This is a genomic window from Catenuloplanes indicus, assembly GCF_030813715.1.
GTDB lineage: Bacteria > Actinomycetota > Actinomycetes > Mycobacteriales > Micromonosporaceae > Catenuloplanes > Catenuloplanes indicus.
The window spans coordinates 902,350-915,311 of the sequence record NZ_JAUSUZ010000001.1 but is presented as its reverse complement, the minus strand read 5'-3'; the positions used below and the strand labels follow the sequence as shown (position 1 = coordinate 915,311).

General features: G+C 72.0%; 15 protein-coding genes. 7 read left to right on the top strand and 8 right to left on the bottom strand.

Features of this window, described 5'->3' with window-relative positions:
- Position 1 precedes the first annotated feature (1 nt).
- Together J2S42_RS04320 and J2S42_RS04315 are read left to right on the top strand one after the other, a co-directional pair.
- Positions 2-1,027, top strand: a complete 1,026-nt coding sequence (locus J2S42_RS04320) for an LLM class flavin-dependent oxidoreductase (RefSeq protein WP_307235430.1) — start codon at positions 2-4, stop codon at positions 1,025-1,027.
- A gap of 2 nt (positions 1,028-1,029) precedes the next feature.
- A complete protein-coding gene (locus J2S42_RS04315; RefSeq protein WP_307235428.1) occupies positions 1,030-1,707 on the top strand; it encodes an NADPH-dependent F420 reductase in 678 nt (225 codons plus the stop codon).
- Positions 1,708-1,747: 40 nt separating this feature from the next.
- Here J2S42_RS04315 and J2S42_RS04310 read toward each other — a convergent pair whose 3' ends face one another.
- The 4 genes from J2S42_RS04310 to J2S42_RS04295 all read right to left on the bottom strand — a co-directional run bounded on the left by J2S42_RS04310 (position 1,748) and on the right by J2S42_RS04295 (position 4,512).
- Entirely contained in the window at positions 1,748-2,203 is a 456-nt protein-coding gene (locus J2S42_RS04310) for a GNAT family N-acetyltransferase (protein WP_307235426.1), read from the bottom strand.
- Positions 2,204-2,378: 175 nt separating this feature from the next.
- Positions 2,379-2,708: a hypothetical protein gene (locus J2S42_RS04305; RefSeq protein ID WP_307235424.1), complete on the bottom strand. Its 330-nt coding sequence runs from the start codon at positions 2,706-2,708 to the stop codon at positions 2,379-2,381.
- The gene (locus tag J2S42_RS04300; RefSeq protein WP_307235423.1) at positions 2,705-3,790 is read right to left on the bottom strand and encodes a Gfo/Idh/MocA family protein; all 1,086 of its coding nucleotides are present in this window, start codon (positions 3,788-3,790) and stop codon (positions 2,705-2,707) included. Before J2S42_RS04300 ends, J2S42_RS04305 begins: the two co-directional genes overlap by 4 nt.
- Positions 3,787-4,512, bottom strand: coding sequence for a sugar phosphate isomerase/epimerase family protein (locus J2S42_RS04295; RefSeq protein ID WP_307235420.1), 726 nt, complete (start codon positions 4,510-4,512; stop codon positions 3,787-3,789). The genes J2S42_RS04300 and J2S42_RS04295 overlap by 4 nt, the downstream gene beginning before the upstream one ends.
- A 364-nt stretch (positions 4,513-4,876) precedes the next feature.
- On the opposite strand from J2S42_RS04295, the gene J2S42_RS04290 reads away from it, so the two are divergent.
- From J2S42_RS04290 to J2S42_RS04270, 5 genes are all read left to right on the top strand, one after another.
- The gene (locus J2S42_RS04290; protein ID WP_307235418.1) at positions 4,877-5,182 is read left to right on the top strand and encodes a hypothetical protein; all 306 of its coding nucleotides are present in this window, start codon (positions 4,877-4,879) and stop codon (positions 5,180-5,182) included.
- 380 nt (positions 5,183-5,562) lie between these two features.
- Entirely contained in the window at positions 5,563-6,153 is a 591-nt protein-coding gene (locus J2S42_RS04285) for a TetR/AcrR family transcriptional regulator (protein WP_307235416.1), read from the top strand.
- A 131-nt stretch (positions 6,154-6,284) separates the two neighbouring features.
- Entirely contained in the window at positions 6,285-6,464 is a 180-nt protein-coding gene (locus J2S42_RS04280; RefSeq protein ID WP_307235415.1) for an AMIN-like domain-containing (lipo)protein, read from the top strand.
- A 31-nt stretch (positions 6,465-6,495) separates the two neighbouring features.
- The gene (locus J2S42_RS04275; RefSeq protein ID WP_307235412.1) at positions 6,496-6,990 is read left to right on the top strand and encodes a PH domain-containing protein; all 495 of its coding nucleotides are present in this window, start codon (positions 6,496-6,498) and stop codon (positions 6,988-6,990) included.
- Positions 6,987-8,480 carry a PH domain-containing protein gene (locus tag J2S42_RS04270; protein ID WP_307235410.1) on the top strand — a complete coding sequence of 498 codons (1,494 nt, stop codon included), beginning with the start codon at positions 6,987-6,989 and terminating at the stop codon, positions 8,478-8,480. Before J2S42_RS04275 ends, J2S42_RS04270 begins: the two co-directional genes overlap by 4 nt.
- A 310-nt stretch (positions 8,481-8,790) precedes the next feature.
- Here the strand turns inward: J2S42_RS04270 and helR are convergent, their stop codons facing one another.
- From helR to J2S42_RS04250, 4 genes are all read right to left on the bottom strand, one after another.
- On the bottom strand, positions 8,791-10,938 hold the full coding sequence (gene helR / locus J2S42_RS04265; protein ID WP_307235408.1) for an RNA polymerase recycling motor ATPase HelR: 2,148 nt from the start codon (positions 10,936-10,938) through the stop codon (positions 8,791-8,793).
- A gap of 140 nt (positions 10,939-11,078) precedes the next feature.
- Positions 11,079-11,306 carry a hypothetical protein gene (locus J2S42_RS04260; RefSeq protein WP_307235406.1) on the bottom strand — a complete coding sequence of 76 codons (228 nt, stop codon included), beginning with the start codon at positions 11,304-11,306 and terminating at the stop codon, positions 11,079-11,081.
- 91 nt (positions 11,307-11,397) lie between these two features.
- A complete protein-coding gene (locus tag J2S42_RS04255; RefSeq protein WP_306829036.1) occupies positions 11,398-11,601 on the bottom strand; it encodes a cold-shock protein in 204 nt (67 codons plus the stop codon).
- 260 nt (positions 11,602-11,861) lie between these two features.
- The gene (locus J2S42_RS04250; protein ID WP_307235404.1) at positions 11,862-12,695 is read right to left on the bottom strand and encodes a S1 family peptidase; all 834 of its coding nucleotides are present in this window, start codon (positions 12,693-12,695) and stop codon (positions 11,862-11,864) included.
- Positions 12,696-12,962 lie beyond the last annotated feature (267 nt).

The window sequence follows — 12,962 nt, the reverse complement described above, 5'->3', positions numbered from 1 at the left end:
CATGATTCTCGGACTGGACACGTTCGGCGACGTCCCGGAGGACGACCACGGCACGCTGGTGTCGGGCGCGGCCGCGATCCGGCAGGTCGTCGACGAGGCAGTGCTCGCGGACGAGCTGGGCGTGGACGTGATCGCGCTCGGCGAGCACCACCGCCCGGAATACTCGATCTCCACGCCGGAGACCGTGCTGGCCGGCATCGCCACGCGCACGAAGCGCATCGGGCTCGCATCCGGCGTGACCGTGCTCAGCTCGGACGACCCGGTCCGGGTGTTCCAGCGGTTCGCGACCGTCGACGCGCTGTCCGGCGGCCGGGCGCAGCCGATCCTCGGGCGTGGCTCGTTCACCGAGTCGTTCCCGCTGTTCGGTTACGACATGAGCCAGTACGACGTGCTGTTCGAGGAGAAACTCGACCTCTTCGTGAAGCTGCTCGACGAGCACCCGGTGACCTGGAAGGGTACGACCCGGCCCGCGCTCGACGAGGCCGACGTGTTCCCGAAGACCGAGTCCGGGCGGATGGACGCGTGGGTGGGCGTCGGCGGGTCGCCGCAGTCGGTGGTCCGCACCGCGCAGCACGGCCTGAAGCTGATGCTGGCCATCATCGGTGGCACGCCGGAGCGCTTCGCGCCGTACGTCGACCTGTACCGGCGGGCCGCGGAGCAGCTCGGCACGGTCGCGCATCCGGTCGGCATGCACTCGCCCGGCTTCGTCGCGGACACCGACGAGGCCGCGAAGGAGCTGTTCTACCCGTACTACAAGGTGCAGCGGGACCGGATCGGCGCGCTGCGCGGGTGGCCGCCGCTGCGCCGCGCGGAGTTCGACCACGAGGTGGAGCACGGTTCGCTCTACATCGGCGCGCCGGAGACGGTGGCGCGTAAGATCGCCCGCGCCGCGAAGGCGCTGGACGTGGGACGCTTCGACCTGATCTACACGGTCGGCGCGCAGCCGGTCAGCGCGCGACTGCGTGCGGTCGAGCTGCTCGGTGACAAGGTGTTCCCGATGGTCCGCGACATGATGACGGAGAAGTAGCGATGACGACCCTGGGGATTCTCGGCGCCGGCAAGGTCGGCACGGTGCTGGCCCGGCTCGCGGTCGCGGCCGGGTACGACGTGCTGATCGCGGGCTCCGGCGACCCGGAGAAGATCCGGCTGATCGTGGAGATCCTGACGCCGGGTGCGGTCGCGGTCTCCGGGGCGGAGGCGGCCGCGCGGGCGGACGTGGTGATCCTGGCGCTGCCGCTCGGCAAGTACCGGTCGGTCCCGGCGGACGCGCTGCGCGGCAAGCTGGTGATCGACGCGATGAACTACTGGTGGGAGGTCGACGGCGTGCGCGACGACCTCACCGACCCGCGCACGTCGTCGAGCGAGACGGTGGCGGCGTACCTGGCCGGTGCACGGGTGGTGAAGGCGTTCAACCACATGGGCTACCACGACCTGGAGGAGGGCACGCTGCCGTCCGGCACGCCGGGCCGCCGGGCGATCGCGGTCGCGGGCGCGGACGAGGACGTGGCGGAGGTGGCGGCGCTGGTCGACGCGCTCGGGTTCGACCCGGTACCGGCCGGGCCGCTGGCCGAGGGTGTGCGGATGGAGCCGGGCACCGAACTGTTCGGTGCGAACACGGACGCGGCCGAGATCCGCGCGATGCTGGCCCGCTTCGCGAACTCCGACCGTGGCCGGGTGGTGACGGCCGCGCGCGCCGGCACGGTCTGAGGGGCGGGCGGCGGCCGTGGTGCCGCCGCCCGCGCCCCGGTCAGATCTCGCGGGTCAGGTAGACACCGAGCGGATGCACCGGGTACGGCCCGAAGCTCTCGATCCGCCGGTAGCCCTCCCGCTCGTAGAACCGGACCGCGTCCGGCTGCCGCACCGTGGTCGCCATCTGCACCGTGGTCACGCCGCGGTCGCGGGCCCGGTCCTCCAGCGCGCGCAGGATCGCGGTGGACGTGCCGGTGCCGCGTGCCTCCGGTGCCACGTACATGCGTTTCACCTCGGCCGTGCCGTCCTCCAGCACGCGCAGCGCACCACAGCCGACCGCGGTGCCGGCGGCGTCCCGGGCTACGACGAACGCGTCGACGTTCTCCGCGGTCGGCTCCACCGGCTCCCGTTCCTGGACGTCGCTGAACCGCTCCATCAGCTCCGCGCCCATGTCCGTGCGCAGCCGCACGCCGTCGGCACCGTCGAACGGCGCGTCCACAATGGTGGTCGTCATGACTCTCCGATCTATCACGCTGTGCATGACAGATCAGAACAGCTCGCGCGGGTACGCCGGAAATGCCGATCAGGGCAGGCCCCCATGCCGGACGAGTATGCCGCCGGCCAGATCTTCACCCCACGGACGCCCGCGAGGTCAGCTCCACACCCGGTGGATGCCCGGCGCGGAGGTGTCATCGGGGTGGGGAGTGCCGGTTCGCGACGGTCCCCCGGAAGCAGTCCTGCTGTGACGTCACGTTGCCGGCCAGGTCGGCGTAGGCCTCGGCGTCGTCCTGTGGCGCATACCCCAGGAGCTGCTCGTCCTCGGTCGCGTCCCAGCGGGAGCGGCTGTTGCGGGACGAGATCAGGAACGTGCCGAAGCCGGGGCGCGCGTTCGCGGCCAGATGAACCACCACGTCCACATCCGGGGGTACGGTCAGCGCCGCGACGTCGCCACGCCACCACGTCTCGCCGGGCAGCGTGCCGATCGTCCCCGCGGCGCCGGTGAGCAGCACGGTGCTCATCCGGCCACCGGGTCGAAACTGCTGTGTACGGTGACGTGCTCGCCGTGCGCGACCGACTCCATGATGGACAGCATCAGGTCGAGGACGTGCAGCGCCCGTTCGCCGGACGCGGCGTGCGGGACGCCGGCCCGGATCGCCCGCGCCATCTCCGCCACGCCGATCCCGCGCGCGACGTGCGGGTCCTCGTCGCCGGGCGCGACCGGCAGGCCGGTCCACGTGGTGTCGCCGCGGCGCAGGATCCGGCCGTGGTCGCGGTGCCGGTTCGGGTCGGGCAGCGCCAGCGTGGCCGCGGTGCCGGTGATCTCCAGCAGGCCGGTGCGGCCGAGCGGCGAGTCGAAGCTCATCACGAGGGTGGCGATCCGGCCGGTGGCGAACTCGATCAGCGCGGTCACGTGCGTCGGCACCTCGACCGGGAAGACCGTGCCGGCCTTCGGGCCGCTACCGATCGTGCGCTGCGCGAACGCGCGCCGGCCGAGCGCGACCACGCGGGTGGCCGGGCCGAACGCGGCGGTGAGCGCGGTCAGGTAGTAGGGGCCGATGTCCAGCAGCGGTCCGGCACCGGGCTGGTAGAGGAACTCGGGGGAGGGGTGCCAGGACTCCGGCCCGGGACTCTGCATGATCAGCAGGGCGCTCTGCGGCGTACCGATGGTGCCGTCGCCGACCGCGCGCAGCGCGTTCGCCAGGCCCGGCGCGAGGAACGTGTCCGGTGCGCCGCCGACGCGCACACCGGCCGCGGCCGCGGCGTCGAGCATGCGGGCGCCGGAGGCACGGTCCAGCGACAGCGGCTTCTCGTTGTAGACGTGGCGGCCGGCGGCGATCACGTCCGCGGCGACCGCGTCGTGCGCGGCCGGGACGGTGAGGTTGACGACCAGTTCCACGTCCGGGTGCGTGATCGCGGCCGGGACGTCGGTGGCCAGCGGGACGTCGTACTCCTTGGCGACCTCGGCGGCGCGGGCCACGTCCAGGTCGGCGCAGACGACCACGCGTACGTCGCCGGGGTAGCCGGCGAGCGTGGGGAGGTACTGGTGGCTGACCGTGCCGCAGCCGACGATCGCGACACCGACCGGATTTGCGCCGCTCATCGCAGCACCGCCGCGCTCGCCCGCAGCGCCTCGAGGACGTCGGTGGCGCAGTGGTCCAGTTCCACGATCCGCTGTGTGCCGGGCGGCGCGGCGGCGAGCGCCGGACCGATCGGCACGACGCCGTCACCGACCGCGGTCATCGGGCCCTCGATCGTGGCCGGCCCGTCCTTGACGTGCAGGTAGCGGACGCGATCGCCGAGCCGGGCGAGCAGCGCCGGGACGTCCGCGCCGCCGGTCGCGGCCCAGTACAGGTCGACCTCGAGCAGCACCTCCGGCGTGAGCCGGTCCGCGAGCACCTCCAGCGCGGTGCGGCCGCCGACGCGCGTGGACACCTCCCAGTGATGGTTGTGGTAGCCGACCCGCAGTCCGAGGTCCGCGGCCCGGACCGCGGCCGCGTCCAGGCGGCGGGCGGTGTCCGCGATCGCGTCCGGGCCGGCGAACCGCTCCGGCGGCAGGTAGGCCTGGATCAGCGTGTCCGTGCCGAGGACCGGCGCGGCGGCGAACGCGGCGTCCGCGTCCGCGCCGAGGACGTCGGTGTGCGCGCTGCACACGGACAGCCCGGCCGCGTCGAGGTCGGCCCGGAGCGCGTGCGGATCGCGGTGTGCCTGGAACGGCTCGACCGCGCCGTAGCCGGCGTCGGCGAGCGCCCGCAGCGTGCCGGGCCGGTCCGCGGCGAGCCGGTCCCGGACGGTGAAGAGCTGGACGGCGAGAACGGTGCTCAATGGTGCTCCCTACCAAGAGACGGTGGCGGTCTTGTCGGGAATTCGTCGTCGGGCTGATGCCTCAGTCTTGTCGACTCCGGTCGATGCGTCCAGATCAAATTCTTGGTGGATGCCGGTCGAGTGGTTACTTAAAGTATCTGCGTCATTGCTTACGGTTTTGGCGGCGCATCGGCCGTTCGGGTGGAACCCCTTCACCTTTTTATGTTGTTATTTCCCGTCAAATCGGATGGGGGATCGCGGATGAGGGCAGACTCTCGGCAATGCACGGGTTACACGGTGTTGTCAAGGTCGTGCGCGGGTATCCGACACTGACCTACGGTTCTGCCACCGCACCTCGCAGACCGCATGGCAGAAGGGCAACCCCTTGATCAAGACCCGCGCGTTCGCCGGCAACGTCCACGAGCTGCCGATCGAGGCCCGTGCTCTCATCGCCGGTACCGTCACCGCCCTCTGCGGGATGCTCGCCGGTGCCCTGCTGCTCAGCGCCTACCTCTTCCCCGGCCTGCACGGCTCCGGCCGGCAACTGGCCGAACTGATCACCGCCGCGGTCCTGCTCGCCTCCGCCCCGGTCGTCTGGTTCCGCCTCCTGCCCCGCGTCCGCTGGCTCGGCCTCCCCGCCGTCGCCCTGATGCCGGCCGTCTTCGTCCTCTACATGGGCACCTGGCTCTGAGCCCGGATCTCTTCCACCGGCCACGCCCCGGTGGGCCCCGGTCACGCGGCCGGCCGCCCGTAATGCGCGCTGCGGCGCCGCGACGTTGAAGGCCGGCCACCCGTGACGACGTCGCGGGCCTGGGGAACATCCCCAGTTGGGCGACTGTCGCTGTGACGTCCATCCCGACGGTCGCGTCCGAAGATGGGCGATCCCCGACGTGGTGGACCGGTCGTTCGGGGCTGCCGCGAGCGCTGCTGCGCGTGTCGCGGAAGGGCCGGCGGTGATGTCCCCGTCTCCGCGGAACGTGTGCCCGGGTGTCGTACCGGTGTGGGGTTTTGGCCGCTCGGCGGCCTGTTGATCAGAGCGACACTCTGATCATGGGATGTTAGCGTGAGCGGGTGCAGACCAGTCGGCGGGCGGAATATGCGGAGGCCACACGCCAGGCGATCATCGCGGCGTCGCGGGAGCTCTTCGTGACCAAGGGATACGTCAAGACCACGGTCAACGAGATCGCCCGGACCGCCCGGGTCGCGCCCGCCACCGTGTACGCGGTCGGCGGCGGTAAGCAGGACCTGCTCCGCACCGTCATCCAGGACGGCCCGGCGAGCCCGGTGTTCGACTCGCTGCGGGCCGGGATCGAGGCCGCGACCGAGCCGGGTGAGGTGCTGCGGCTGGTCGTGCGCGCCAGCCGGGAGGCGTTCGCGGCGTGGGCCGACCTGATGCGCGTGGTCACCGACACCGCACCGCACGAACCGGCCGCGGCCGAGAGCCTGCGCGTCTCCCGCCAGATCCAGCGGGACTGCCTCGCGGCCGCCGCCCGCCGCCTGGAGTCGCTCGGCGCGCTCCGGCCCACCGTCGACGAGGCCACCGACGTGCTCTACTACTACCTCGGCAACGCCTCCTTCTTCACCCTGACCGGCGACAACGGCTGGACCCTCGACGGCGCTGAACACTGGCTCCTCAGCGCCCTCCACAAAGCCCTGCTCTGACCCGCGGCCCCACCGCTTGAATGCGCCTGCCGGGAAACGTCCGGCGCCGGGAGACGTGTGGTGCCGGAAGACGCGCAGTGCAAAAGAACGTGCGGCGTCTGAAGCGCCGGCGTCTGAAGCGCCGGCGTCGGATGCGCGCGAACGGCTTCGAGTACCTGCTCATGGTGGACGCGCTGCGCGACGTGCTCTACGGCGGCACGCACGAGGGCTACACCAAGATCGCGGTCGGTGTCCGGGCGCGGCTGCCGTTCCGCGTGCTCACGATGACCGACCCGGGCCGCGTCGTGATCGACGTCGCTCACCGCTGGTGACCGTCTTGACGGTCACGGTCATCATGAACGGGTGATCGACGCTGACGTCCTACGGCCGCCGCGGCATCGGGTCGACCGGCGGTTCGTTCTCTGGCGGACCGTGCGCGCGGCGATCGGGGCGGTCGTCGTACTCGTACCGCTCGGTGTGCTGCACGTGATCTTCGAGGTGGCGCGGCCGTGGACCGGCCCGGTGTGGCTGGTACTCGCGGCCTGCTACCTGATCGGCATCGCGGTCACGCCGGCGTGGCGCTACCGCGTGCACCGCTGGGAGGCCACGGACGACGCGGTGTACGCGCTGGAGGGCTGGCTGACCCGGAAGTGGCAGATCGTGCCGATCTCCCGGATCCAGAGCATCGACACGGAGATCGGCCCGGTCCAGAACCTGCTCGGGATCGCCACGATCAAGGTGACCACCGCGTCGTCCGAGGGCGCGATCTCGATCGAAGGGCTGTCCCGGGCGGACGCGGAGGCCACGGTGGACCGGCTGCGCGCGGTGACCGCGGCGACCCCGGGGGACGCCACATGACGGCGGAGGCGGGCACACCGGCCGACGGCACGCCCTGGCGGTGGTTGAGCGTCCGGCTGTTCTGGGTGGACCTGATCCGGGCCGCGCTCGCCTCCGTACCCGGATATTTCGGTCTGGTCGTGCTCGGTGACGACGGGCCGGTGTGGCCGCTGGTGGCCGCGTCCGTGATCGGCGTACTGCAGGCCGTGGCCGACCTGATCCGCATGCTGACCACCCGCTACCGGGTGCTGGACGACCGAGTCGAGTTGCACAGCGGCTGGGTCTCGCGCCGCCGCCGCACCGTGGCCCGGGACCGGATCCGCAGCGTCGACACCACCGCGAGACTGCTGCACCGCCCGTTCGGGCTGCGCGTGGTGCGGATCGGCACCGGCGAGCAGGAGTCGTCGTTCACGCTGGACGCGCTCGACGCCCGCTCCGCCACCCGCCTCCGTCGGGAACTGGTGCACCAGCGGCCGGTCGAGGAACCGGCCGACGACGTCCTCGCCCACCTGCGCCCCGCCTGGGTGGTGATCAACGCGGTGCGGGTCTGGGCCGTGCTCGCGGTGATCGGCCCGGTCTTCGCGCTCTACTGGTTCCTGCGCGCGTTCGGCGTCGACCTGCTCGACACCGGTCTGCGCCTCTACGACACGCTCGGACTGGGACCGGTGTGGACGATCGCCGGCATCGTCGCGGTCGCCTACCCGATCGGCGTGGCGATCCAGGCCGGCGCGTTCGTGGCGGAGAACTGGAGATTCACGCTCACCCGCGACGGCGGCACCCTGATCACCCGCCGCGGCCTGCTCGACACGCACACCGCACACCGCGACGAGCAGCGGGTACGCGGCCTCGCGTTCCAAGAACCGCTACTGTGGCGCTGGCTGCGGATCACCGAGACACAGCTGATCACCACGGGCCTGCGCAGCGCCGGCGAGGCCGGCTCCGCCACGCTGCTGCCCCGCATCCAGCTGCCGGAGGCGCGCGCGATCGCGGCCCGGGTGCTGCCCGGCGGGCACCGGCCGCTGGAGGCACGCCTGCACCGGCACCCGCGCGGCGCGCTCACCCGCCGCCTGATCCGCGCGGTCACCGGCCCGGTGCTGCTGTCCGCCGCGCTGCTGGCGCTGCCCGTCCCGGGCCGGTGGTGGCTGCTGCCGCTGGCGTTCCTGCCGCTCACGCTGGTGCTCGCGGTCGCCGGGTACCGTGCGCTCGGGCACGCCATGGCCGGGCCGTACCTGGTGCTGCGGCGCGGCGCGTTCTCCCGGCTGACGGTCGCGCTCCGCCGGGACGCGGTGATCGGCTGGACGCTGCGGCAGTCGCTGCTCCAGCGGTGGGGCGGCCGGATCACGATCGGCGTGTCGACCGCGGCCGGCGACCGCTTCTACCACACCGAGGACGCGGGCACGGATCAGGCGATCGCACTGATCCGGGCCGCCACTCCGGAATTGGCCGCGCAATTCGACGGCACCGTGACAGCCGGACGGCCGGCACCTTCCGGAGCCGTCCCGGCCGGCTGAAACACCTCGCCACGAACAGCGCGTCGCCGTGCCGTACCCCCCGGTGGTGGTCAGGGGTTCCGGGCGGTGGCGTGGGCGGCGGAGGCGATCAGCCCCAGCGAGACCTGCAGGCGGGGCTGTGGTGCGGCGGCTCCAGTACCGCGCGGGAAGCGCCGCTCCGGCCGCGAGCCCGAGCATGCTCCGCCGGCTGAACTCCCCACGACGCCTCCCCGGTGTCGGTACGGTGCGGAGAGACTAGGTTCGATCGTGATGCCGGTCCATCCATCGTGACATTCCGGACAGCCCGCAACCGATTCCGATGACGCGATGTTCACGAACTCGTCAGCACCACCAGTTGCCGGGTGGCCCGGGTCATCGCGACGTAGCGGTCGACCGCGCCCTCGACGCCGTCGCCGAAGGAGTCCGGGTCGATCAGGACGACCAGGTCGAACTCCAGGCCCTTGGCAAGTTCCGGGGTCAGCGACCGCACCTTCGCCGCGCCGGCCGAACCCGGGTGCCCGATGACCACGGCCGTGCCCTCCGCACCGGCGTGCCGGGCGAGGATCAGATCAAGATCTTCGACCCGCGCGTGTACGACGGGGAGCCCGCTGTCGCGGACCGAGCGCGGCACGTTCGCGTCCGGCAGCACAGCGCTGATGACCGGCGCGGCCTCGGCCATCACCTCGGACGGGGTGCGGTAGTTGATGCTCAGCGACGCCAGGGTGATCCGGTCCAGGCCGGCCCGGGTCAGCCGGTCCGGCCACGATCCGGTGAAACCGTGGCGGGCCTGGGCGCGGTCGCCGACCACGGTGAAGCTGCGGGACGGGCAGCGCAGCAGCAGCATCTGCCATTCGGCGTCGGTGAGTTCCTGGGCCTCGTCCACCACGATGTGCGCGAACGGGCCGGCCAGCCGGTCGGCCTCGGCCTCGGGCAGCGCCGCGTCGTCGACCAGTACGTCGCGCAGGTCCTGCTGGACCAGCATCTGCATCAGGCCCTCGCCGTCGTCGTGGACGTTCGAGGCGATCAGGTCGTCGATGACCGTGGCCATGCCGGCGCGCTGGCCGGCCACGGCCGCGTCCCGTCGCCGTCGCCGCCGGTCGGCACCGGCGTCGCCGAGGCGGTGCCGGGCCGCGTCGAGCAGTGGCAGGTCGGAGACGGTCCAGGCGCGCGGCTCCGCGCGCTGGAGGACGGCGCGTTCGGCCGGGGTCAGCCAGGGCGCGCACCGGCGCAGGTAGGCGGGGACCGACCAGAGGTCGGCGATCAGGTCGGCCGCGTCGAGCATCGGCCAGGCCCGGTGCAGCGTGGCGCGCAGGGCGGGGCGCAGCGTGGCCGGGTCCGCGTCGTGCCGGCCGGTCAGGATCGCGACGAGTTCGTCCAGGATCGGCTCGCGGGCCTCGTTGTGCGGGATGCCGGCCGCGGCGCCGAACGCCTCGGCCCAGTCGCCGGCGGTCACCCGCAGGCCGCCGGCCGTGGTCGCGGACGTGGGCGGTTCCTCGTAGAACCGGACCGCGGCCTCGACCGCGCGGACCATGTCCGCGGACGACTTCAGGCGTACCGCCGCGGGGTCGTTCTCCTCGGCCGCGTGCGCGCCCTCCGGCACCAGGTCGCGCAGCGTGCAGGAGAGCACGCCCTCCTCGCCGAGGCTGGGCAGCACGTCGGATACGTACGCCAGGTAGGGCTCGTGCGGGCCGACGAACAGCACGCCGCCGCGGCGGTGACCGAGCCGCGGGTCGGCGTAGAGCAGGTACGCGGTGCGGTGCAGCGCCACCACGGTCTTGCCGGTGCCGGGGCCGCCGTCGACCACGAGCGTCCCGGCCGATCCGGCGCGGATGATCGCGTCCTGGTCGGCCTGGATGGTGCCGAGCACGTCACGCATGCGCGCGGACCGGGCGCCGCCGAGGCTGGCGATGAACGCGGACTGGTCGTCCAGCGCGGCGTGGCCCGCCAGCCCGTCCGGTGTGAACACCTCGTCCCAGTAGTCGGTGACCCGCCCGCCGGTCCACCGGTAGCGTCGGCGGCTGGCCAGGCCCATCGGGTTCGCGTGGGTGGCGCCGAAGAACGGCTCGGCCGCGGGTGAGCGCCAGTCGGTCAGCAGCCGGCCGCCGTCGCCGTCGGTGAGCCCGAGACGCCCGATGTAGATGGTCTCGCCGGTGACGGCGTCGACCGTCCGGCCCAGGCACAGGTCCAGGCCGTACCGGCGCAGCGTGCGCAGCCGGGTGGACAGCCGGCGCACCTCCTGGTCGCGGTCGACCGCCTGCCGCCCCTTGCCCGCGGCACCCTTGCGGGCCTCGGCGAGTCGGTCGGTCAGGTCGTCGAGCTGCCGTCGCAGGCCGTCCGCGATCGCGGCGAAGTGCCGTTCGTCCGCGTCGATCAGCGTGGGTGCGGCCTTGGCCGCGAGGCCGTCCGGTAGAGCAAACGCACTCACGAGAATCCCCCCAAAATGCCCGGTCCGGGCGCACGAGCAAGGATTCTGCGACATCACCCGGGTCTTGCGGCAAGACCCGGGGTCTGATATAGCTTGGAGGTGGCGGAGGAAGGGTTTTTCCCTTTCTCCCTTTTTTGTGCCCTGGCAACGATTGGTTCACTGTCTGGGCATGGATCACGATCGCGGGCTGCCGGTCATCGATCCCGGGGCACCGCGCTGATCCTCGGCCTGCTCGCGCCGGTCCTCGGCGCGCTGCTCGCGCTGAACATGCTGGCGCCTACGTCTTCGTGCGCACCGGCAACGGCATGTTCGTCGACGCCGGCGGCGCCGAGCTGGTCCTGGCCCTCGGCGTGGGCGCGCTGCTGCTGGCCGCGATCGGCGCCGGCCGGTTTCACCGTGGACGCACTACTGCTGCCGGTCATGCGCCGCCGCGCCGGAGCCGGCCTGACGGCCGCGCAAAGACATCGCGGGGGTACGGCGCACGCCGTACCCCCGCGATGGTGTTCTGCTACGTCAGAGCGGGCGGATGTTCGCCGCCTGCGGGCCCTTCTGGCCCTGCGTGATCTCGAACTCGACGCGCTGGTTCTCCTCGAGGCTGCGGTAGCCGCTGGTGGCGATCGCGGAGAAGTGCGCGAAGACGTCCGCGCCGCCCTCGTCCTGAACGATGAAGCCGAAACCCTTGTCGGCGTTGAACCACTTCACGGTGCCGGTGGCCATGTGTTTCTCCTTCGCGAGCTGTGGGGTCAGCAACGTGCCGACCTCGCGTTGCCGTCTCGGATGCCCGCCCGGATATGAAAAAAGCGCCTGCTGGGCCCGTCTGGATGCCCAACCGGCGCTGTCGATTCACACATCGCAACGTCTACGGAAATCAAAACTGCAACGAGGCGACGGTATCACGGGTACGGCGGATCCGTGGCACGTTCCGGCCGGGTGACGCGGACCGCGCCCGGCGGGTACGGGCGCGGCCGGCCGGTCGGTCAGCGTGGCAGCAGGCAGCCGGAGAGGGTCAGGTCGATGGTCCGGGACGAGGTCAGGCAGGTGGTGAACCAGTACGTCTGCTGCCCGTAGCCGCGGCCCTGCAGCACCGTGACCGCGCCGTTCGCCGCGACCTCGCACGGGTTGTTGAGCGTGCAGCGCCCGCCGGACTCGTTGCCGGTGTTGTTGACGCCGATCACCGCACCGGTGGCGTTGTCGACGATCGGGGAGCCGGACGTTCCACCGATCGTGTCGCAGCCGGCGTTGTACCGGATCGAGTCGCGCCAGGTCCACCGGTCCTCGCGCAGCGTGGGCACGAAGCCGTCGACCGCGCAGTTCCAGACGCGCTTCCAGTACCCGGACGGGATGGACATCGACGTGCCGGCCGAGGTGCGGCCGGCGGCGATGGTCAGTGGCGTGGCGCCGTACTGGCTCTGCAGCGCCGCGAACGTGGTGTTCAGCCGGTAGAGCGCGACGTCCGTGCCGGTCATCGTGGCGTAGAGGACCTGGTCGGCGCGGACCCGGCCGAGCGCGCCGCCGGTCGCGTCGAGCAGCGTGCCCTGCCGGGTGCTGGACACGTTGCGCAGCACGGTGCCGGCGTTGATGAAGCCGCCCTCGTAGCAATGGCCGTTGGTCAGCATCATCGCGCGGTCGCCGCTGACCGAGGTGGGATAGCGCACCAGCGACGCGGAGCAGTTGCTGAGCGAGATCGTCGAGGCCAGCGTGGCGGCGGCGAGCGCGGGAGCGGCCGACGCGGCCGTCGCCGGCAGGCTCGGACCGAAGAGGACGGCGGCGAGCGCGGCGGCGCCGAGCGCGAGTGCCCGTCGAAGCTGCATGGAGGATCCCTTCCGCGGGGCGAGGACGGCTCGGGGGTGGACCGCCCGTGCGTACCCTCGCATCGGGGTTTATGGGTGTCAATAAATCACTTTGACCATGACTCCGGTGGTATGACCCGATGCCGGGTGTCGTGTCGGCGACAGTGAAATCGCACCGTCATATTCAGTTCCGCGTCCGGAAATGTCCTTGCCGGACACAGATTCTCCAGTGACTCAGCGCACATCGGTGTATTTGCGGTTACCGCCGCTGGTCGCCGATTGTCAACG

Excerpts from the sequence above, each read along its gene's own strand:
- helR (WP_307235408.1), bottom strand. The coding sequence starts at position 10,938 with ATGTCGCAGAATCCTTGCTCGTGCGCCCGGACCGGGCATTTTGGGGGG.
- J2S42_RS04300 (WP_307235423.1), bottom strand. The coding sequence starts at position 3,790 with ATGAGCGGCGCAAATCCGGTCGGTGTCGCGATCGTCGGCTGCGGCACG.
- J2S42_RS04320 (WP_307235430.1), top strand. The coding sequence starts at position 2 with ATGATTCTCGGACTGGACACGTTCGGCGACGTCCCGGAGGACGACCAC.
- J2S42_RS04310 (WP_307235426.1), bottom strand. The coding sequence starts at position 2,203 with ATGACGACCACCATTGTGGACGCGCCGTTCGACGGTGCCGACGGCGTG.
- J2S42_RS04260 (WP_307235406.1), bottom strand. The coding sequence starts at position 11,306 with ATGACCGGCAGCAGTAGTGCGTCCACGGTGAAACCGGCCGGCGCCGAT.
- J2S42_RS04305 (WP_307235424.1), bottom strand. The coding sequence starts at position 2,708 with ATGAGCACCGTGCTGCTCACCGGCGCCGCGGGGACGATCGGCACGCTG.
- J2S42_RS04280 (WP_307235415.1), top strand. The coding sequence starts at position 6,285 with ATGCGCGCGAACGGCTTCGAGTACCTGCTCATGGTGGACGCGCTGCGC.
- J2S42_RS04255 (WP_306829036.1), bottom strand. The coding sequence starts at position 11,601 with ATGGCCACCGGCACCGTGAAGTGGTTCAACGCCGACAAGGGTTTCGGC.
- J2S42_RS04315 (WP_307235428.1), top strand. The coding sequence starts at position 1,030 with ATGACGACCCTGGGGATTCTCGGCGCCGGCAAGGTCGGCACGGTGCTG.
- J2S42_RS04250 (WP_307235404.1), bottom strand. The coding sequence starts at position 12,695 with ATGCAGCTTCGACGGGCACTCGCGCTCGGCGCCGCCGCGCTCGCCGCC.
- J2S42_RS04270 (WP_307235410.1), top strand. The coding sequence starts at position 6,987 with ATGACGGCGGAGGCGGGCACACCGGCCGACGGCACGCCCTGGCGGTGG.